At 73.3% G+C, this 21,097-nt stretch carries 13 protein-coding genes and 1 pseudogene; 13 read left to right on the forward strand and 1 reads right to left on the reverse strand.

Going from position 1 to position 21,097, the window contains the following annotated elements; genetic code table 11:
- Positions 1 to 2: 2 nt before the first annotated feature.
- The 13 genes from AB0J80_RS23870 to AB0J80_RS23930 are packed head-to-tail and all read left to right on the forward strand — an operon-like array spanning position 3 to position 20,322.
- The gene (locus AB0J80_RS23870; RefSeq protein WP_364708594.1) at positions 3 to 1,016 is read left to right on the forward strand and encodes a zinc-binding alcohol dehydrogenase; all 1,014 of its coding nucleotides are present in this window, start codon (positions 3 to 5) and stop codon (positions 1,014 to 1,016) included.
- A complete protein-coding gene (locus AB0J80_RS23875) occupies positions 1,013 to 2,869 on the forward strand; it encodes a non-ribosomal peptide synthetase (RefSeq protein WP_364708597.1) in 1,857 nt (618 codons plus the stop codon). The genes AB0J80_RS23870 and AB0J80_RS23875 overlap by 4 nt, the downstream gene beginning before the upstream one ends.
- Positions 2,866 to 7,425 (forward strand): beta-ketoacyl synthase N-terminal-like domain-containing protein, encoded by a 4,560-nt coding sequence (locus tag AB0J80_RS23880; protein ID WP_364708600.1) that lies wholly within the window; start codon positions 2,866 to 2,868, stop codon positions 7,423 to 7,425. Before AB0J80_RS23875 ends, AB0J80_RS23880 begins: the two co-directional genes overlap by 4 nt.
- Positions 7,422 to 8,468, forward strand: coding sequence for a MupA/Atu3671 family FMN-dependent luciferase-like monooxygenase (locus AB0J80_RS23885; protein WP_364708602.1), 1,047 nt, complete (start codon positions 7,422 to 7,424; stop codon positions 8,466 to 8,468). Before AB0J80_RS23880 ends, AB0J80_RS23885 begins: the two co-directional genes overlap by 4 nt.
- Positions 8,465 to 9,781 (forward strand): condensation domain-containing protein, encoded by a 1,317-nt coding sequence (locus tag AB0J80_RS23890; protein WP_364708604.1) that lies wholly within the window; start codon positions 8,465 to 8,467, stop codon positions 9,779 to 9,781. Before AB0J80_RS23885 ends, AB0J80_RS23890 begins: the two co-directional genes overlap by 4 nt.
- Positions 9,778 to 10,698 (forward strand): hypothetical protein, encoded by a 921-nt coding sequence (locus AB0J80_RS23895; protein ID WP_364708607.1) that lies wholly within the window; start codon positions 9,778 to 9,780, stop codon positions 10,696 to 10,698. The genes AB0J80_RS23890 and AB0J80_RS23895 overlap by 4 nt, the downstream gene beginning before the upstream one ends.
- Entirely contained in the window at positions 10,698 to 14,774 is a 4,077-nt protein-coding gene (locus tag AB0J80_RS23900) for an amino acid adenylation domain-containing protein (RefSeq protein WP_364708610.1), read from the forward strand. Before AB0J80_RS23895 ends, AB0J80_RS23900 begins: the two co-directional genes overlap by 1 nt.
- The gene (locus AB0J80_RS23905) at positions 14,771 to 15,886 is read left to right on the forward strand and encodes an acyl-CoA dehydrogenase family protein (RefSeq protein WP_364708613.1); all 1,116 of its coding nucleotides are present in this window, start codon (positions 14,771 to 14,773) and stop codon (positions 15,884 to 15,886) included. Before AB0J80_RS23900 ends, AB0J80_RS23905 begins: the two co-directional genes overlap by 4 nt.
- Before the next feature lie 16 nt (positions 15,887 to 15,902).
- Positions 15,903 to 16,547 (forward strand): FMN-binding negative transcriptional regulator, encoded by a 645-nt coding sequence (locus AB0J80_RS23910; RefSeq protein ID WP_364708615.1) that lies wholly within the window; start codon positions 15,903 to 15,905, stop codon positions 16,545 to 16,547.
- A complete protein-coding gene (locus tag AB0J80_RS23915; RefSeq protein WP_364708618.1) occupies positions 16,544 to 16,810 on the forward strand; it encodes a phosphopantetheine-binding protein in 267 nt (88 codons plus the stop codon). Before AB0J80_RS23910 ends, AB0J80_RS23915 begins: the two co-directional genes overlap by 4 nt.
- A gap of 34 nt (positions 16,811 to 16,844) precedes the next feature.
- Positions 16,845 to 18,776 carry a carbamoyltransferase C-terminal domain-containing protein gene (locus AB0J80_RS23920; protein ID WP_364708621.1) on the forward strand — a complete coding sequence of 644 codons (1,932 nt, stop codon included), beginning with the start codon at positions 16,845 to 16,847 and terminating at the stop codon, positions 18,774 to 18,776.
- A complete protein-coding gene (locus AB0J80_RS23925) occupies positions 18,773 to 19,819 on the forward strand; it encodes a methyltransferase (RefSeq protein WP_364708624.1) in 1,047 nt (348 codons plus the stop codon). The genes AB0J80_RS23920 and AB0J80_RS23925 overlap by 4 nt, the downstream gene beginning before the upstream one ends.
- A complete protein-coding gene (locus AB0J80_RS23930) occupies positions 19,816 to 20,322 on the forward strand; it encodes a flavin reductase family protein (RefSeq protein WP_364708627.1) in 507 nt (168 codons plus the stop codon). The genes AB0J80_RS23925 and AB0J80_RS23930 overlap by 4 nt, the downstream gene beginning before the upstream one ends.
- 18 nt (positions 20,323 to 20,340) lie before the next feature.
- Here AB0J80_RS23930 and AB0J80_RS23935 read toward each other — a convergent pair.
- A pseudogene (locus tag AB0J80_RS23935) lies at positions 20,341 to 20,806 on the reverse strand (transposase); the annotation flags it as partial.
- Positions 20,807 to 21,097: the final 291 nt, after the last annotated feature.

The raw sequence follows: 21,097 nt of genomic DNA on the forward strand, positions 1-21,097 counted from the left end.
ACATGCTGATCGCCGACGGCACGCACGGCCTGCGAGCTGTGCCCGTCCAGGACCGCCGACCCGCCGCCGGACAGCTGCTCATCGCCACCGAGTGCAGCCTGATCAGCCCGGGCACTGAGCTGCACTACCTCGACCGCGGACTGCGCACCGGCGAACGGCACCCGCTCGGCTACTGCGCAGCCGGAACCGTGCTGGAAGCCGGCCCGGCGGTGCCCGGCTTCCGCCCCGGTGATCGGGTCATCGCGATGGGCTGGGGTCACGCCGTGCACGCCGACCGGATCCTCGTGCCGTACCGGCTCTGCCGGCCGGTGCCGCGCGGCGTCGACCTAACGGACGCCGTGCTCGCCAACCTCGCCGCCACCGCGGTGCACGCGGCGGACCGCTCAGGTCTGCGGCGCGGCGACGACGTGCTCGTCGTCGGGGCCGGGCTGATCGGCCAGCTCGTCGCCCAGGTGGCGGCCGAGCGGGCCGCGCACGTGACGCTGGTCGATACCCGGCCGGACCGGCTGCGGTCCGCTGCCGCACTGGGCTTCACCGTGCACACGGCCGCGGCGCTCGCCGCGGGCGAGCTCACCGGTGGCGCGCCGCCCGTGGGCGAGCGGCGTGCATTTCTCTGCCTCAGCGGAGAGGCGAGCGAGTCGGTCACCGCGGCCGCGCGCTGGGCGACAGCTGCCGGCGGCCGCCCGGTGCTCGTCGGCGTCGGGCGCTTCCGCGCGACCGTGGACTTCAGCGTCGAGCTGGGCAACCTTGATGTGCGGTACGCCGCCCGCTGCGGCACCGGATACCGAGACGACGAGTACGCCCACGGCCGCCGCGACCTGGACCCGCCACCCGGCGAGGCGACGGTGGAGACCAACCTGCAACGGGCACTCGACCTGATCGCCGCCGGGTGGATCCGCCCGGCGCGGATGGCGCTCGAGACCATGCCCGTCGGGGACGCGGAGTGCGCCTACGGTCTGCTGCGGTCGCGCCCGGACCTGGTGTCGGTGCGGTTCACGTACGGCGGCCGCCTATGAGCGCCGCCGAGCGGACGCTGACCGCCCGCTTCGCCGCCCAGGTCGCCGCCGGCCCGGACCGCCCCGCGGTGGTCACGCCCGAGCACCGGTGGACGTACCGCGAGCTCGACGCGCACGCCGACCGGGTGGCGGGCGCTCTCGCCGGGGCGGGCGTACGTCAGGGCGGCCGGTGCGGCTTGCTGTTCCGGCACGGGGCGCCGATGGTGCCCGCCGTGCTGGGGGCGATGCGAGCCGGCCTCGCGTACGTCCCGCTCGACGCGGCCTATCCGGCCGACCGGCTCGAGCTCATGCTCGCGGATTCGGGCGCGGAGGTGCTGCTCACCGACGCCGCCGACGCGGACCTCGCCGTCCGGCTGGCCGACGGGCGGCCGGTCCTCGACGTCACCGGCGACCTCCCAGTCGCGCCCGGGCCGCCGCTGCGGGTCCGGCCGGAGGATCCGGCGTACGTGCTGTACACATCCGGTTCGACTGGGCGTCCCAAGCCGGTCGTTCAGCTGCACCGCAACGTCGTGCACCACGCCGACGCGTGGATCGGCGGGCTGGGCGTCACCGCGGCCGACCGGCTGAGCCTGCAGTCGGCGTACAGCTGGGACTCGGCGGTGCAGGACATGTTCGCAGCCCTGCTCTCCGGCGCCGCGCTTTACCCGGTCGACCTCAAGGCCCTGGGCGTGGCCGGGCTGGTCGACTGGATGCTGACCGAGCGGATCAGTGTCTACCACTCGACGCTGCCGATCTTCCGGGCCGTGTGCCGCGTGCTCGCCGACCGCGACGCGGTCATGCCGTCGGTACGGATGCTGGCTCTCGGCGGCGACCACATCCACCGCGAGGACCTTGCCGCCTACCGTCGCTGGTTCGCCGACGACTGCCGGCTGGCGAGCGCCTACGGGTCCACCGAATGTTCGTGCGCCCTGCTGCGCGTGGTCGACAAGGCCTACGAGCCACCCACCGGCGTTCTGCCGCTGGGTGCGCCCGTGCCCGAGACCATTGTGGAGTTGCTGGGGGGCGCAGACGTCGGCGAGTTGATCGTTCGCAGCCCCTACCTGGCACCGGGCCACGGCCGGCCGGCGCCGGACGACGACCCGGACAGCTACCGCACGGGCGACCTCGGCCGGCGACTTCCCGATGGCAGCGTGGTGCTCGAGGGCCGAGCCGACTTCCAGATCAAGATCTCCGGGATCAGGGTCGAGGCCGGTGAGGTGGAGAGCGCGCTCACCGCGCATCCGGCGATCCGCGAAGCCGTGGTGGGCACGTTTGCGGACGCCTTCGGGGAGAGGCAACTGGCCGCGTATCTGGTCGCGGAGCCGGGCGCTACCGTGGAGGCCGTCCGGGCACATCTGACCGCTCGGCTGCCGGCCCACGCGGTGCCCACCGCATATGTCTTCCTCGACGCGCTGCCGCTCACCGTCAACCACAAGATCGACCGGGCGGCGCTGCCCGATCCCGGCGTGGCACGTGCCCGCCTGGCGACCGCATACGCCCGACCGGACGGCGCGGCAGAGCGCGCCATCGCCGGAGCGTGGGCCGAGATCCTCGGTACCGACGCGGTCGGCGCCGACGACAACTTCTTCGACCGGGGCGGCACGTCGCTGCGCATGGCGGCGCTGCACGAGCGACTGACGCGGCTGTTCGATCGCCCTGTCCGCATGGTCGACCTCTACCGGGCCCCGACCGTACGCGGCATGGCGCGGCTGGTCGGCGAGCACGGCCCGGCCCTGTCCGCCGTCACCACAGCGGCCCGCCGCGGCGCCGCCCGCCGGGAGGCGTACGCCGCAACCGCCGCCCGGGTCGCCCGCCGCGGCCGCCCCCAGCCGCCACCGCGCGGACTACCCGCCTCACCGAGGGAGGACCGATGACCGACGCTGTCACCGACGGCCGGATCGCCGTGATCGGACTGCACTGCCGGTTCCCCGGCGCGGACGGCCACGAGCAGTTCTGGGCCAACCTGCGCGCCGGCGTCGAGTCGGTCGCCGAACCCGGCGACGCCGACCTGGAGGCGGCCGGCGTGCCGGACCGCCTGCGGCGCGATCCCCGTTACGTCAACCGCGCCGCCGTGGTCGAGGACGCCGACGCGTTCGACGCGTCCTTCTTCTACCTCAGCTCCCGCGAGGCCGAGCGGATGGACCCGCAGCTGCGGCTCTTCCTGCAGTCGGCGTGGTCGGCGCTGGAGCATAGCGGGCACGACTCCGAGTCCTACCCGGGCCGCATCGGCGTCTTCGCGGGCTCCCTGGCCAGCACCTACCTGCTCGGCAACGTGCTGACCGGCGAACAGGGCTTCGCCGGTGACCTCGACCGGATGCGCGGCGACCTGGCCACGCTCATGGGCAACGACCCGAACTACCTGGCCACCCGGACGTCGTACCACCTCAACCTGACGGGCCCGAGCATCAGCGTGCAGACGGCGTGCTCGACATCGCTGGTCGCGGTGCACGTGGCGGCGCAGAGCCTGCTCGCGGGCGAGTGCGACGTGGCGTTGGCCGGCGGGGTGGCGGTGCGCTTCCCGCAGCAGGCCGGCTACCTGGCCGAACCGGACGCCATCACCTCGACCGGCGGCCGGGTGAGGCCGTTCGACGCCGACGCCGACGGCACGATCTTCGGCAACGGGGTGGGCACGGTGGTGCTCAAGCGCCTCGACGACGCGATCGCCGACGGGGACACGGTCTGGGCGGTGGTGCTCGGCTCGGCCGTCGGCAACGACGGCGCCGACCGGGCCGGCTTCTCCGCCCCCGGCGTGTCCGGGCAGGCCGCGACGCTCGCCGAGGCGCTCTCGGTGGCAGGTGTGGACCCGGCGACAGTCGGCTACGTGGAAGCGCACGGCACCGGAACGAGGATGGGCGACCCCATCGAGTTCGAGGCGCTGCGCCAGGCGTACGGCGAACCCCAGGGGGTGCCCTGTGCCCTTGGCTCCGTCAAGGGCAACATCGGGCACCTCAGCGTCGCGGCCGGCATCGCCGGGTTCCTCAAGACGGTCCTCATGCTGCATCACGGCGAGCTCGTGCCTACGCTGCACTTCCGCCGTTGGAACCCCGAGTGCGGCGCCGAGGAGAGCCGGTTCTGGGTGCCGGTCGAGCCCGCGCCGTGGCCCGGGCAAAACGGCGTCGTCCGGCGGGCCGCGGTCACGTCGACCGGCATGGGCGGCACCACGGCGCACGTCGTGCTGGAGCAGAGCCCCGCCGCGGCCCCGCGCGCGGACGGCCGTCCCCTGACGCTGCTGCCGGTCTCGGCGAAGTCGCCGGCCGCTCTCGAGACGGCACGGCGACGGCTCGCCGACCACCTGCGTACGACCGGGGTCGCGATCGCCGACGCCGGGTACACGCTCGCCACCGGCCGGCGCACCTTCAACTACCGCACAGTGGCGGTGGCCGCAGACCGGGACAGTGCGGCCGCTGCGCTCGAGGGCACCGACCCACGCCACGCCCATCACGACTCCGGCCAGCCGACCGACCGCCCGGTCGTCTTCATGTTCCCCGGCCAGGGCACTCAGTACGCCGGAATGGGCCGCGACTGGTACCGGCACGAGCCCGAGTTCCGGGCCGCCCTGGACGAGTGTGCCGCCGTCCTCGCGCCCGATCTGGACCTGCGAGCCCTGCTCTTCGGTTCCGACGGCGAGCCCGCCGACCTGAGCCGCACCCGACTCACGCAGCCGGCCGTCTTCGCCGTCTCCTACGCGCTCGCCCGGCAATGGCTGGCCTGGGGCGTCCGGCCGGCCGCGATGATCGGTCACAGCGTCGGCGAGTACGTGGCGGCCTGTCTCGCCGGCGTCTTCACGCTGCCCGACGCGCTGCGGCTGGTGGCCGCGCGCGGCGGGCTCGTCGACGGGCTGCCTGGCGGCCAGATGGCGGCCGTGATGCTGGCACCCGAGGAGCTCGCGCCGTACCTGCACGCCGACGTGTCCCTGGCGGCGGTGAACGAGCCGGGAATGTGCACCGTCGCCGGCCCCGCCCCGGCGATGCGCGAGCTGCTCGCGGCGCTCTCCGCCGACGGCATCGCGGCCCGCAAGGTGCCCACCTCGCACGCCTTCCACTCAGCCATGATGGACCCGGCGATCGAGCCGCTGGCAGAACTCGTGGCCGCGGTGCCCCGGGCGCGGCCCACGATCCCGTTCGTCTCCAACGTCACCGGCACCTGGATCCGTGACGACGAGGCCGTCTCGCCGGCGTACTGGGCCCGGCACCTGCGCCAGCCCGTGCTCTTCGCGGCCGGGCTGAGCACGCTGTTCGCCGAGCCCGACCACGTCTTCCTCGAGGTCGGGCCGGGGCAGACGCTCGCCAACTTCGCGCGCCGGCACCCCGACCGCGAGACCGGGGTGACCGTGGTCAGCTCCGGGGGCCGCACGCGCGACCCGGCCGCCGACCACGAGGCCCTGCTGCTCGCCCTGGGCCGGCTCTGGGCCGCCGGTCTGCCGGTCGACTGGGCCGGTTTCCACGCCGGTCAGGCACGTGGACGGGTCCCGCTCCCCACGTACCCGTTCGAGGGGACCCGCTACTGGATCGAGCCCGGCCGCGGCGTCTTGACCTCCGCCACCGCGGCGCCCGGCAAGCTGCCGCTGGAGCGATGGTTCTCCGTGCCGGTCTGGAAGCAGGTCTACGGTACGGCTGAGAATCCGGACAGTCCCGCCGAACCGGTGCTGCTCTTCGCCGACCCCGACGGCGTGGCGGACACGCTCGCCGGCGACGCGCCCGTCATCCGGGTGCGCGCCGCTCAGGCGTTCCGGCGGACGGCGGACGGGGACTACGAGGTCCGGCCGGACTCGGAGGAGGACGCCGCTGCGCTGGTGGGCGACCTCATCGCCGGGGACCGGCTGCCCGGGCGGGTGCTGCACTGCTGGTCGGCGGCCCCCCTGCCGGGTGAGCCGGGCGTCGAGCGGTTCGAACAGGTCCAGCGGCTCGGCCTCTACAGCCTCATCGCGCTGGTGAAGGCGTTCAACCGGCACGACGTCACGACGCCGGTCGCGCTCGACGTGGTGAGCGCCGGGGCGTACGCGGTCACCGATGCGGAGCCCGACCCGGTCGCCGAGCGCGTGACGCTCGCCGTCGCCGCCAAGGTGATCGGCCAGGAGATCGGCCACCTGCGCTGCCGGCACGTCGATCTGCCCGTGCAGCCGGACGCGCGCTCGCTGCGTACGCTCGCGGCGGAGCTGGGCCGCCGCCGGCGCCCGGCGGTCGCGGTGGCGGTCCGCGGGGGCACCCGGTGGGAGATGGACCTCGAACCGCTGCGGGTGGACTGGGACGCGCCGCGGACCGACCGGCTGCGCCGCGGCGGCGTCTACCTGATCACCGGTGGCCTCGGCGAGATCGGCACGACCATCGGGGAGATGCTGGCGCGGGAGTACGGCGCGCGCCTCGCGTTGCTCAACCGCGACCCGCTGCCCGAGCGCGTCGACTGGGACGAGTGGCTGGACAGCCGCCCCGATGACGACGAGACCGCGATGCGGATCCGCCGGGTGCGCCGGCTGGAGAAGGCCGGTGCCGAGATCCTGCTGGTCACCGCAGACATCGCCGACGAGAGGGCCACCCGCTCGGCCGTCGAGCAGGTCGAGGCGCACTTCGGTGCCCTGCACGGCGTCGTCCACGCGGCCGGCCTACCCGGCGAGAAGTGGGACCGGGCCGTCACGGCGGCCAGCGTCCAGCAGTGCGGCTGGCACTTCACGGCCAAGGCGCATGGCCAGATCGTGCTGGAACGAGTGCTGGCCGGGCGCGACCTGGACTTCTGCCTGCTTCTGTCCTCGCTGGCCGGCGTGCTGGGCGGCCTGCGCCTGCTAGGGTACGGCGCCGCCAACCACTTCATGGACGCCGCGGCGCAGCGTGCCAACCGGCACCGCGACCGGACGGTCTGGCTGAGCGTCGGTTGGGACGTCTGGCAGCACCACCAGGACGAGAAGCGGGCGCTGTCGGCGATCGGCCGCAGCATGGACGACAAGGCGATCCAGCCCGAGGAGGGTCTCGAGGCGATCCGTCGGCTGCTCGGGCTCACAGACGTGTCTCACGTCGCCGTGTCCACGTGGGACCTCGGGCACCGGCTCGACCAGTGGGTGCGGCGCGAGCCGGACGCACGGCCGCGGGAGGCGCCCGAGGCCGACGCCGGCGGCGACCTGGCCGAGATGGTGCATCGCATGGTGGCCGACGCAGTCGGAGATCCTCAGCTGCCGGCCGGCGCCGACATCTTCGAGCACGGCGGTGACTCACTGCTCATCGTCCGGCTGCTGTCGGAGATACGCACCGTGTTCGGGGTGGATGTCCCGCTGGCCGACGTGCTCACGCATCCGACCGCGGCCGCGCTCGCCGACCAGGTCGCCGCACGCAAGGCCGCGGCAGAGCCGGACTCCGAGGTGGACTCACTGCTCGCCGAGCTGTCCCACCTGCCGGCCGAGGAGATCGAACAGCTCCTGGCCCAGACCGAGGGAAACCGATGATGGACTTCAGCCTGATCTTCTTCTCCGGCGACGAGAAGAACAGATACCGCTTCGTGCTGGACGCCGCGCGTTTCGCCGACGAGAACAACTTCCACGCCGTCTGGACCCCGGAACGCCACTTCCACCGGTTCGGCGGCCTCTATCCCAACCCCTCCGTGCTCGGGGCAGCGCTCGCCATGTCGACGCAGCGGCTGCGGATCCGCGCCGGCAGCGTGATCCTGCCGCTGCACAGCCCCATCCGCGTCGCCGAGGAGTGGGCGGTCGTGGACAACCTCTCCCGCGGTCGGGCCGGCATCGCACTCGCCACCGGCTTCAGCCCGGTGGACTTCGCGTTGCGCCCGGAGAACTGGGGCGATCGGCGGCAGATCACGTTCGACGCGGTCACCACGCTGCGCGAGCTGTGGGAAGGCAATCCGGTCTACGTTCGCGACGGCCTGGGCAACCAGGTCGAGGTCGAGTTGCATCCACAGCCCGTGCAGGCCGAGCTGCCGCTGTGGCTGACCTGCACCAAGAGCCGGGATACGTTCGAGACGGCGGGCCGGCTCGGCTGCAATGTGCTGACCGGGCTCATCGACATGACCACCGAGGAGCTGGAGGAGAAGCTCGAGCTCTACTACAAGACGCTCGCCGAGCACGGGCACGACAAGGACTCCACGACGGTCACGCTGATGCTGCACACGTTCGTGGGTAAGGACCTGGACGAGGTGCGTGAGGTGGTCCGGGAGCCGTTTACGGCGTACCTGCGCTCGTTCTTCAAGGTCATCGACTCGCAGAAGCGCAACCTGGCGCCCGGCGCGGGCGTGCGTGACATCTCCGAGGGTGACCAGGACGCGCTCATCAAGTTCGCGTTCGACAAGTACTTCGAGAAGGGCGCCCTGCTCGGTACGCCCGCGTCGTGTGCCTCCGTCGTCGAGCGGTTCGCAGGCATGGGCGTCACCGAGATCGCCTGCCTCATCGACTTCGGGATCGAGGAGAACTTGGTGTTGGACAGCCTCCAGCACCTGGCGCGCCTCGCCCAGCAGTACGCGGGTGCCGGGCGATGACCGACCTGAGCTCGCGGCTCGCCGCGCTCACCCCCGAGCAGCGGGAGCGGCTGCGCCGGCTGGCCGGCGCAGCCCGGGACGCGGCGCCGGTCACCGACGCGCCGCTCACCCCGGGGCAACGCCGGCTGTGGGACACCCAGCTGGCCTATCCGGGACTGCCGGTGGATGTGGTCTGCCAGGCCGTGCGCCTGGACGGTCCGGTCGACCTCGATCGGCTCGCCGCCGGGCTGGCCGCGTTCACGGCCCGGCACCCCGTGCTGCGCACCACCTTCGCGGTGGTGGACGGGGAGCCGCGGCAGACCGTGCACACCGGCCTCACCGCCGACATCAGGCGGGCCTCGTGCCCCGGCGGCGACGAGCAGGCGTACGCGATGGCCCGCGAGCTGGCCCGGGAACCGTTCGACCTCGCCCGGGGACCACTCCTGCGCGCCGTTCTCGCCGAGGCCGGTCCGGATCGGTCCTGGCTGCTGCTCGCCGTGCACAATCTCGTGTTCGACGCCTGGTCGTTCGAGCTGCTACTGGACCAGCTGGCCGAGCCCCCGACGGGCGACCCGCCGCCCGGCTTCGTCACCGTCGCGCGCCGCCGGGACGCGTGGGTCGCCGGTCCCGCGGGCCGGGAGGCGGCCGCCCACTGGGCTGCGGTCGCGGCGGATCCGCCGCCGCCCGTGTTCCCGGTCGGGCCCGAGCGCACCGGAATCGGCCGGCGCCGGGAGTTCACCCTCCCCGCCGATGTCGGCACGGCGCTGACCGCCGTGGCCCGCGCCGAGGGATGCACGCCCTTCGCCGCGTGGTGCGCGGTGCTGTGGTCTCTGCTGTCTGAGTGGAGTGGAAACCCCGACGTCCTGTTCGGCACGTTCACGGCGAACCGCGGGGAGGCCGGCACCGACGAGGTAGCCGGATACCTGCTCAACGTCGTCCCCGTACGGCTGCGCGATCCGGGATCCGGCTCGTTCCGCGATCGCGTACGCGGTGCCGCCGGTCCTGTCCGCGACGTCCAGCGGCACGGCGCGTACCCGGCCGAGTTGATCGGACTGCCCCCGTTCGAGGTGGCGTTCGTCTTCGAGAATCTGGGCGACGCCGGGCGCACCATCCAGGGCGCCCGGGTGACCACGGCGGACGTCGACAAGGGCACCGCCCGCTACGACGTGACCGTCTCAGTCTTCGCCTCCGCACAGGAGGGCCGCTTGCACGGCTGGATCGAGTACGACACCGGCCGGCTGGATGACGCGACCGCGGACCGCCTCGCCACCCGCTTCGCCGAACTGGCGGTGGCGGCCGCCGTTGACGCCGACCCGGGCGGGGTGCCGGCATGACCACGCAGGCCTACCTCAGCGGCGCCGCCTACGAGCTGGGCGAGCATGCCGGTGCGGCGGCCGACCTCGACGAGCTGCTCGCCGACCCGGAGGCCGCCGCCAGGCTGCTTGCGCCCGAGGCCGGCTTCGCGACCTACCACTCCTCGGAGGCGGACGTCACCGAGCTGATGGCGGTCGCAGCCGGCAAGACGCTCGCGGCAACCAGGGTCCCCGGAACCGAGATCGACGCGGTGGTGCTCGCCACGGATTCCCTGCCCCGTGGCCGGGCCGCGCATCGCGACGTCGTCGACCTGCTGGCCCGGCTGAGCCTGAGCAACGCCGTGGCGTTCACGGTCGGCCTCATGGACTGCGCGACCGCCGTGGTGGCCGTGTCGACGGCCGCGTCGATGGTGCGCGACGGCAGCTGCCGGTCCGTCCTCGTCCTCACCGGCGACCTCGCCGACCGGGCGACCGGAGGCAGCCGGCTGGTGGCCGGTGGCGCCGCCGTGGCCAGCGACGCGGCCGCCGCCGTACTGGTGTCCTCCGCCGTACCCGGCCGGCCGGTGCTGGCCTCGGCCCGGCACCTGAGCCCGGCGCTGGCCCGTCCGGGCGTGCCGCCCGCTCAGCAGCTCGGCCTGCGGGTGCGCGCGCACCGGGAGCTCATGCAGCGGCTCGCCGACGCGAGCCCGATCCCGCCCACGGCGGTCACCGCCGTCCATCCCAGCAACTTCGCCCGTAACGTCATCGGTCTCTACCTGGCCGACGTCGGCTTCCGCCCGGAGCAGCTGCGCCTGGGCAACGTCTCGCGGGTGGCGCACTGCCTGGGCAGCGACCCGATCGTCAACCTGGCCGACGATCCCGGCGGCGCCGGCCCCGCCATCCTGCTCGGCTCGGGGGTGGCCCACCTCGCGGCGGTCTTGCTCGGGGAGGCGGCCTGATGTCCGGTATGGACCTGCTGACCCGGCTTCGCGACCGGGGTGTGCACTTGCGCGTCGAGGAAGGCCGGCTGCGCTACACCGGGCCGGCGGGCGCACTCACCGAGGAGCTACGGACCGAGGTGGCGCTGCAACGCGCCGACCTGATCGAATTGCTCACGGCCGACGACGCCTGGTCGGCCCCGCCCGACCCGGCGCGGCGGCACGAAACCTTCCCGCTCACTGACCTGCAGCAGGCGTACCTCGTGGGGGAGCAGGACTTTTACGCTCACCGGGCGCCGGCGCTCTTCTACCACGAGTACCACCTCGATGAGGTCGACGCGGACCGCCTGGAGAGCGCGCTGCGCCGGCTGTCGGACGCGTACGACCTGCTGCGGCTCGCCGTGACGGCCGACGGTGAGCAGCGCTTCCGCCCCGGGCGTGATCCCGGGCCGCTGCTGCTGCGGGCCCGAGCCGACGACATGGCGGCGTTGCGCGCGAGCGTTCCCGACGACCTGCCGCCGCTGTCGGCCGGGCGGCCGTACCTGATCCGGCTGGTGGAGCTGCCCGGCGGCTGGCGGCTACAGGTGGCGCTCCGGCTGATCGCCTTCGACGGCGTCACCACCCAGTTGTTCTTCCGGGAGCTCGCTGCCGCGTACCGCAATCCCGGACACGAACTCAGGTCCGGCGACTTCACCTTCGCGGACTACGTCCGCGCTGTGCACACGTCTCGCCGGGGCACCCGCTACCGGGAGTCGCTCCACTACTGGCAGGATTCCCTCGACCGGTTGCCCGGTTCCCCGGCGCTGCCGGTGGCGCCCGCCGCGAAGCCGGCTGAGGGCGAGATGCTGCTGCGGCTGACCACCCGGCTCGCACCAGAGGTCTGGCGTCGGCTGCGCGTGCGCTCCGCGGCTGCCGGCCTGCCGGTCGGCTCGGTGCTGTTCGCGCTCTTCGCCGAGGCCCTCCAGCGCTGGTCCGACGCCGACCCGGCGGCCGTGACGGTCCTGGCCGGGCACCGCCCGCACGGCCGGCAGGGCATCGCCTCGGTCTGGGGCAACTGCAGCACGACCGTGCCCGTCGAGCTCCCGCCGGCCGGCGGATCGTTTCGGGTCCGGGCGGCGGCCGCCCGCACCCGGCTGCATGCCGACCTACAGCATTCGGCCGTCTCCGGCGTCGAGGTGACCCGGCTGCGGCGTCGGCGTACGGCGTCCGGGGGCGAGCTCCCGGTCGTCTTCACCAGCGGTCTCGACCTGGTGCCCGGGGATCCCGGCTTCCTGCTGGACCTGCCCGGCGCGCGCCTGGCGCACAGTTCGGTGAGCACACCCCAGGTCCTGCTCGACCACCAGGTGTACGCGGAGGGCGACGAGCTCGTCTGCAACTTCGACCACGCGCCCGGCAACTACCCGCCGGGCATGATCGACGACCTGGCCGCCTACCACCGTGCTCGGTTGCACCGGCTTGCCGAGGACCCGCAGGCCTGGGACGATCCCGAGCCACCCCCGCTGCCCCGGGCGCAGCTCACCGACCGATGCCGGGCGAACGACACGACGCTAGCCCTGCCCGCGGGTGCCCTGCACGGCCCGGCCCTGGCGATGGCCGTGGCACATCCGGAGCGGGTCGCGGTGCGGTCGGCCGGCCGTACGCTCGACTTCGCCACCCTGGACCGGGAGTCGGCCGCGCTGGCGGCCCGGCTGCGCACAGCCGGCCTGCGGCGGGGCGACCTGGTCGCGGTGTTGCTGCCGAAGGGCTGGACCCAGGTGGTCGCGGTGCTCGGCATCACGCGGGCCGGAGGCGCCTATCTGCCGGTCGACGCGCGCTGGCCCGACGCCCGGGTGGCGACGGTGCTCACGCACAGTCGGACGGCCCTGGCGGTCACCGACGGCACCCGCCCGGTGCCCGGTGGCGTGCCAGTCGTGACGCTCGCCGAGCCCTGCGACGCTGCGCCGGAGGCCCCCGCGGATCCGGAGGTCGAGCCCGGACAGACGGCGTACGTCATCTACACCTCGGGCTCAACCGGCACGCCAAAGGGCGTCCGCATGGCACACGAGGCTACCGCGAACACCCTGCTCGACCTCGCCGCGCGGTTCGGGCTAGGCCCCGAGGACGCGGTGCTGGCCGTCTCGGCGCTCGGCTTCGACCTCTCGGTCTTCGACGTCTTCGGTGTGCTGGGTGCGGGCGGGACGGTGGTCCTGCCGCCGGACAGCCCCGTTCCCGACCCGGCGGCCTGGGCCGCGTGTGTGCGCGAGAACGGTGTGACCGTCTGGAATTCGGTGCCCGCGCTGCTCGACCTGCTGCTGGAGTACCTCGGCGACCGGGCCTCGATCGAGCTGGCGGGGCTGCGACTGGTGATGCTCAGCGGCGACTGGTTCCCGCTGCCGCTGCTGCAGCGGCTGCGCACAGTGCTGCCGAACGCGCGGGTCGTCTCCCTGGGCGGCGCCACGGAGGCCGCGATCTGGTCGAACTGGTTCGACACCGCGGACCAACCGGCCGACTGGACCAGCGTCCCGTACGGGTATCCGCTGGCGAACCAGAGCCTGCACGTCCTCGACCGCCGGCTGGCGGACGCGCCCACCTGGGTGCCCGGCGACCTCTATCTCGGCGGCGCGGGCGTCGCCCTGGGCTACCTCAACGACCCGGAGCGGACCGCAGAGGCTTTCCTGCGGCATCCGCGGACGGGGGAGCGGCTCTACCGCACCGGCGACCGGGCCCGTTACCGCCCGGGCGGCATCGTGGAGTTCCTCGGCCGGCGCGACACCCAGGTGAAGATTGGCGGCTTCCGCATCGAACTCGGCGAGATCGAGGCCCAGCTGCTCGCCTGCCCCGGGGTGGAGGGCGCGGTCGCGGTGGTGGCGGACGGCCAGCGCCTCGCCGCGTTCGTGTCCGGGCCGGCAGCCGCCGATCCGGAGCAACTGCGCCCGCGGCTGGCCGAGCGGCTGCCGTCGTACATGGTGCCGGGTTTCCTCGGCGGCGCCGACGCTTTCCCGCTCAGCGGCAACGGCAAGGTCGACCGCAAGGCCCTGGCCGCGCGGGTGGACCGGGACGCCGACCGGCCGGCCCGGCCGGGCGATCGCCCGCTGCACACCGCGTCGGAGCGGCGCCTCGCTGCGATCTGGTCGGATCTGCTGGGCGTGGCGGTGGGTACGGCGGACGCCGACTTCTTCGCGCTCGGCGGAGACTCGCTGCTCGCCGTGCGCCTGTTCCGGGCCATCGAGCAGGCGTTCGGGCGGCAGCTGCCGCTGTCGTCGCTGTTCCGGCACGGCACCGTCGCGGCGCAGGCCGGGCTGCTCGCCGCCGCCGAAGGAGCGGCCGACCCGGTGCTGGCGCCGCTGAGCCACGGAACCGGACCGCGGATCGTCCTCGTGCACCCTGTCGGTGGCAACGTCCTCTGCTATCAGGAGCTCGTCCGCGTGCTGCGGTCCGAGCTCGACGGTGAGCCCGACGTCTACGGCCTGCGCGCGGTGGGCCTGCGCCCGGGGGAGCGGACCGCGGCGACCTTCGCCGACCTGGTCGAGGGATATCTGGCCGAGATCACCGCGGCGCTGCCGGATGGGCCGCTGCACCTGGCCGGCTGGTCGATGGGCGGCACGATCTGCCTCGCCCTCGCCGAACGGCTGCGCGAGCTGGGTCGACCGCCGGCTTCGGTGGTCCTCGTCGACAGCTTCACCGGCGGCGGCGGGCCGGGCGCGGACGCCGCCGACCGGACCGCTGCGTTCCTCGCGGACCTGTGCGGCGGCGTGCTGCCCGGTCCCGGTTTGCCGGCCGGCCTGGGAGCCGCGCAGCGCGCGTTGCACGAGGGCGGTCTGCTGCCCTCCATGGTCGACGACGCCTCACTGGAGCGGCTGTACGCGGTCTACGAGAACAATGCGCGCCTGCTCGAGGCGGCCACTCCCGCGCCGTGGCCGCCGCGCTGCGTGCTGGTACGGGCAGGCACCCGCCGGGATGCCTTCCCGGGCCTGCTGCCGGTCGACGAGGTCGTCCCGGGCACCCCCGCCGAGCGCATCGATCTCGACGGCGAGGACCACTACTCGGTGATGCGCGGCGCCGGCGCCCGGCGAGTGGCCGTGATCGTCGCTGAGGCCGTTCGGAAAGGAGAGCGATGACCTTCCTCGACCGTGAGCGCGCCGCGCTCGACGCGGCCCTTCCCGGCCTCGACACCGAGCTCACGGCGCTGGGTGTGGCTGCGGAGGCGCGTGACTCCGGCGTCGTGGAACTGTTCCGCAAGGCGGGCGGCGGCAACCTGCTGATCCCCGCTGCGCTGGGCGGGCTGGGCGCCTCCGCGCTGACGGCGGTCCGTGTGCAGCGCGCGCTCGGCAGCCGCTCGCCGTCGCTCGCCGTCGGCGGCACCATGCACCACTACAAGGTGGCGTGGCTGGCCGGCGAGGTACGCGAGCCGGCGAAGCTCGACCTGTTGCGCCAGGTGGCCCAGCAGCGGTGGCTGGTCGCGTCCTGCGGTGCCGAGGGAAGCCGCGGGCTCTTCAACCCCGGCATCGAGGTGCGTGGTGCGCCGGGCGCCGGGCTGATTGTCAGCGGCACCAAGCGGCCCTGCTCGCTGGTGTGGTCGATGGGTGTGCTGTCGATGCTCCTGGCCACGCCGGCCGACGGCCCATACGCGGGCGATCTGGTCAACGTGCTGGTGCAGGCCGACGACCCCGGAATCACCCGGTCTGCGCTGTGGGGCAGCCCGGTGCTCGCCGCGGCGCAGACCGACGAGATCCGGCTGACCGACGTGCCCGTGCCGCCGGAGCGGGTGATCCGGCTGGGTCGGCCGGGCAGCGCGATCCCGCTCGTCACGGCGTCGCTGGTGTGGTTCGAGGTGCTGATCACGGCCGCGTATCTGGGCGCGGCGAGCGGGCTCGTCGAACGCGCGCTCGACGGCCGGCGCGGCCGTCCCGAGGACCGCTCCGCCGCCGCGGGCGCGCTGGAAGCGGTCGCGGCCGCGGTGGAGGGCGCCGCCGCGGGCATCGACCGTGGTGAACTCGACGAGGCGGCGCTCGGGCGGGCGCTGTTCGTCCGCTACGCCGCACAGCGGGCGATCGCCGAGAGCACCGACCGCGCCCTCGACCTGCTCGGCGGCGGCGTATTCGCGTCCGGCCCGGAAGCCCTGCACCTGCTGGGGGCGAGCCGCGGCCTCGCGTTCCATCCGCCGGCCGAGGCCGCCATGCGCGACTCCCTGGCCGATCACCTGACGCTCGGCGGCCTTGCGCTCGCCTGACCCCTCTGGAGAACCGATGTACGTTCCACCTCTCTACCGGCCGCCCGACGTCGCCGCCCAGCACGAGCTGATCACCGAGAACCCGTTCGGCCTCCTGGTCGTGGCAGGCGGCGGAGCGCTGTCCGGTGTGCACCTGCCGTTCGTCCTGGACCGCGAACAGGGCCCGTACGGCCGGCTGCGCGGCCATCTGTCGCGCGCCAATCCGGTCGCGGCCGCGCTGGCGGAGGGCACTGAGGTGATGGCGGTCTTCACCGGACCGCACTCGTACATCTGCCCCGACGACTACGCCTCCGAGCCGCACTTCCCGACCTGGAACTACGCTGCCGTGCACGCTTACGGGCGGCCCCGGGTACTGGCCGGTGCCGAGGCCGACCGGCAGCTCGTCGACCTCATCGCCGACCAGGAGGGCCGCCTCGCGCCCAAGGAACCCTGGACCCTCGACCGGGTGCCGGACGAGCTGTACCAGCAGTTCCGTTCGATGATCGTGGTGTTCGAGCTGCCGTTGGACCGGCTGGAAGGCATCTTCAAGTACGGGCAGAACAAGGAACGCGACGACCTCTGCGCCCAGGTGCGCGCGTTCCGCAGACGTGGGACCGACAGCGCGCACCGGTTCGCCGACCGGCTGGCCGGCCACAACGACATCTCGGGGGCCCGTTCGTGAGCGCTGGCGTGGAGGCCCGCATCGTCGCCGTCTGGCGTGAGCTGTTCGACGACCCCGGGCTGGTCGTCGCGTCGCACGACAACTTCTTCACGCTCGGCGCCTCCTCGCTGCTGGCCCTGCGACTGGCCGAGCGCCTGAGCGCCGAGTTCGGTGTGACCGTCGACCTGCTCGTGCTCATCGAGGACGCCACACCCGCCGCGCTGGCCCGCTACGTCGAGGAGACGCTGGCGGCGCAGTCCTCGCTCGAAGCCGGTGAGCTGTGACCGCGGTGGCCACCGTCTCCCGAAAGGAAACCCCATGATCATTCTGGGCCTGCACTTCGGCCACGACGCGGCGGCCACCGTCGTGCGCGACGGCCGAGTCGTCTCCTACGTCCTGCGCGAGCGGTTCACCCGCGTCAAGCACGCCGTCTCCCTGGACCTCGCCACGGTGGAACGGGCCCTGGAGACGGCGGGGCTGCGGGTCGCCGAGGTCGACGCCGTCGCCGTCTGCTCCACCCAGGGCGTCGAGCTGATCGTGGACGATCCCGGGCGGCTGCGGGTGCTGCCCGGCGGCACCGACCCGTTCGGCAGGCCCTGCGCCCTGAGCGACGCCGACATCGCCGGGCGGGGTGTGGCCACCATGCTGGAGTTGCTGTACGACGACGCGCTGTCGCGTACATGGCTCGGGCGGTCGTACGCCAAGCTCTTCCCCGAGCACGTCGGCCGGTCGCGGGAGGACTTCGCGCCGGTGCCGTGGATCGACACGTTCGCCGACCGTCCGCAGTGGAGCACCGGCCGAACCCTGGCCGCGCTCGCCGCCGCCCCCGCCGAGATCTCCGAGGATCTGCGCTACGGGTTCCACGTCCCGGTCCGGGTCGAGATCGACGGGCACGCCCTGCCCGGGTACGCCGTGCACCACCACCTCGCCCACGCAGCGAGCGGCTACTACACGTCGGGCTACCGCGAAGCCGCCGTGTTGACCCACGACGGCTACTCCGACGGCCACGGCTACCACAGCGGGATGTACTACCTGGGTGCCGGCGAGGCGCTGTATCCGCTGGCGCCGCATCACCTGAACCTCGGCGGGCTCTACGACCGGGTCGGCGTGGCACTGGGGCTCGGCCTGGTCGGTCCCGCCGGCAAGCTGATGGGCCTCGCCGCATACGGGCGGCCGCGGTTCTTCGACTCGCGTTTCGTGGGCAACTTCACCGACCTGGCGGGCCGGTTCAACACCGACCCGGTGACCGCGTGGCTGCTGCACTGCCGGAAGGAGGCGACCCGGCTCGGGTATGACCTCGGGCCGTACGGCGATCCTGCGCACGCCACTGCCCCGGTCAACGCCGACGTCGCGGCCAGCACCCAGAAGCTGTTCGAGGAGGTCCGGCTCGAGGCGGTGCGCTCGCTGGACCGGATGCTCGGCTCGGCCGGGCGTACGGTGCGCGACCTGTGCCTGTCCGGCGGCACCGCGCTCAACTGCCCGTCGAACTCCGACATCGCGGAGAACGGGCCCTTCGGCCGCGTCTTCGTCGAGCCGGCCTGCGACGACGGGGGCATCGCGGTGGGCGCGGCGCTGGCCGTCCACCACTCGCTACTCGGCAACCCGCTGCGCGGCGACAGGGAGAGATTTCCGAGCCCGTACCTGGGGCCGGTGTATCCCGCCGGTGAGATCCGCGCCGCGCTGGACGCCGCGGCGGGCGACATCGAGGTGGAGGAGTGCGCGGACCCGGCCGCCCGGGCCGCCGAAGACCTCGCCGCCGACCTGGTGATCGGCTGGTACGAGGCCGGCAGCGAGGCGGGTCCGCGGGCACTCGGCCACCGGTCGATCCTGGCCGACCCGCGCCCGACCGCCAACTGGCCGCGGGTCAACCGGATCAAGGGCCGGGAGCAGTGGCGGCCGTTCGCGCCGGCGGTCCTGGCGGAGCACGCCGCCGACTACTTCGCCGGGCTGCCGCTCCCCTCGCCGTACATGCTGTTCAACGCGCGGGTGCGCAGTACCGCCATCCCGGCGGTCACCCATGTCGACGGCACCGCGCGGATCCAGACCGTTGACGGGGGTTGCGGCGGGTACCACCGCGTCCTCTCGGTCTTCCACGAGCTGACCGGCGTGCCGGTCGTGCTCAACACCTCGTTCAACGGGCCGGGCGAGCCGATCGTCGAACGGCCCGAGGAGGCCGTGGCCTTCTTCGCCAAGAGCGAGCTGGACGCGCTCTACATCGGCGGCTTCCGCATCACCAGGAGGATGGCGTGAGCAACGTTCCTGTCTTCGACTCCGGGCACGGCGCACGGTTGCGCGAGGGCCTGCGCGGCCTGTACGACCGCCGGTACGACCTGTTCCATCGGGCGTTCGCGCTCGGGCTGCCCGTCACCACGGCCGAGCTCGACGGGCTCGGCCCGGCCCTTGAGGCCTGCGGGCTCGCCCAGCGCAAGGACGACGAATGGCGCTGCGGCTACCGCATCGCGCGGATGGCCGACGACTTCCTGGTCACCGACCCGCCCGCCTACTCCGGCCGCGACCGGGTGCTCTATCTCTCGGACAACGAGTCGCTGCTGCTTGCCCGGACGCTGCCGCGCTGCGACGGGTTGCGGGTGCTCGACCTCGGCTCGGGCAGCGGTGTGCAGGCGGTTGCGGCGCGCCGACGCGGCGCCCGGTCGGTCACCTCGATCGACATCTCGCCGCGTGCGGTCGCGATGACCCGGTTCAACCTCGCGCTCAACGGGCTGCCTGACGACGACGTGCAGCTGACCGGGCTCACCGAGCATGCGCCTGCAGAGCCGTACGACGTGCTGATCAACAATCCGCCGTTCGTGCCCGTCCCGCCGGACACCGCGTTCATGACCAGCGGTGCGGGCGGCGTCGACGGGCTCGACTTCGTGCGGCTGCTGGTTCGCAGCCTGCCTCGGCTGGTGCACGACCGGTCGACGGTGTGCCTGGTCTCGTTGTCGCCCGGCACCCGACACCTGTCCGAGCTGGAGACGCTTCTGCTCGACTACGCGGCCGGGCGGCCCATGCGGCTGCGTACCCGGCGGGTGTTCGACGAGCCGTCGCCGATCGCCGACAGTCTCGCCCCGTTCGAGGGATACGCGGACTTGGACCGGTGGGCGGGTGAGCTCGCCGACCGCGGCCACACGCATCTGCACAACCTGCTGGTCACGCTCGAGCCCGCCGGCCGCGCCTCGATGAGCCGCGAAGCGCTCTCTCCGCCGGTCGAGCTGCACCCGGGCAACCTTGGCAGCACCGACTGGGCGGGGCTGTACGCGGAGATCCGCCTGGCCCTCACCATGGCCCAATGAACGAACCCGGGCGGGCGGCCTTCCGGCGCACGGTGGGCGCCTTTCCGACGGGCGTCACGCTCGTCACGGCGCTGACGCCGGCGGGGCCGTGGGGCATGACGGTCAGCGCGTTCACCTCGGTGTCGCTCGACCCTCTGCTCGTGCTCGTGTCATTGGCCGCCGGGTGCCGGCTCGGCGCGGCGATCACCGACTCCGGCATGTTCGCCGTCAGCGTGCTGCCCAGCGGCGCCACCGAGGTCGCCCGCCGGTTCGCCGCGAAGGTCCGTCCCGGCGGGTGGCCGGCGTTCCGAGATCTCGGCGCGACGGCGGCGCCGGTCAGTGGATGCCCGATGCTGGAGTCTGCGCCGGCCCGGTTCGACTGCCGGGTGCACGCCGTGTACCCGGCGGGTGACCACGAGCTGCTGCTAGGCGAGGTCGTTTGGTTCGACGGCTCGGACGGCGACCCGCTCGTCTTCGCGCACAGCCGCTATGCGGCACTCGAGGCCCCGCGGCCCGTTCACTAGACCGTGTTTGGTAAGTGGTCATAGCCATTGGCTGATGGCGGCGATGGGTGACGGTGGCTTCGTAGCGGACGGCGAGGGTTTGTCGTATCGGGTGGCCATGGCGCGGTGTTGTTTGAGCAGGTTGATGCCGCACTCGACGGCGTGGCGCTGCCGGTAGACGAGTGGGTCGAAGGCGGGTGGTCGGCCGCCTTTCGATCCGCGGGCTTTGCGGTGGGCGTCCTGATCGACCTTGCTCGGGATGCAAGGCTTGATCCCGCGAGCGCGCAAATGGCCGCGGTTGGTCCTACTGGTGTACGCCTTGTCCGCCAGCACCCGCTCCGGGCGGGTCCGCGGCCGGCCGCCACCGACCCGCCGTACCCGGATCTTGCGCAGGACCGGGATGAACTGCGCGCTGACTTGCGGTGATCACGATAGCGACAGGTTTGCGGCCCTGTTCGCAGGCCAGGTGAGTCTTGCTGGTCAGCCCGCCACGGGACCGGCCCAGTGCGTGATCGGCGGGCTCGGTCTGCAGTTGCCCGCCGGGAGGCCGCTTCTGCCGGTGGCCGTCGCGGCGGGCACCGGCCGCGTGCTGGTGTGCCCGGCTGATGGAATCGTTTGCGGGCCTACCAACGCGGACGTGCCGTACTTCGACCGCTGCTCTGCCTGCCGCCCAGGAGCATGCACCCGCAGCGCTGCCCCGTGGTGGCAGTACCCACCAACTCAGGCAAGTCCTCCGTGACCGAGTTGGGCTGTGGTTGCGACGCCCAGCCGGCCTCCGGTGAGATCGCCGGCCCTT

This window comes from Actinoplanes sp. NPDC049548 (genome assembly GCF_040676695.1).
GTDB lineage: Bacteria > Actinomycetota > Actinomycetes > Mycobacteriales > Micromonosporaceae > Actinoplanes.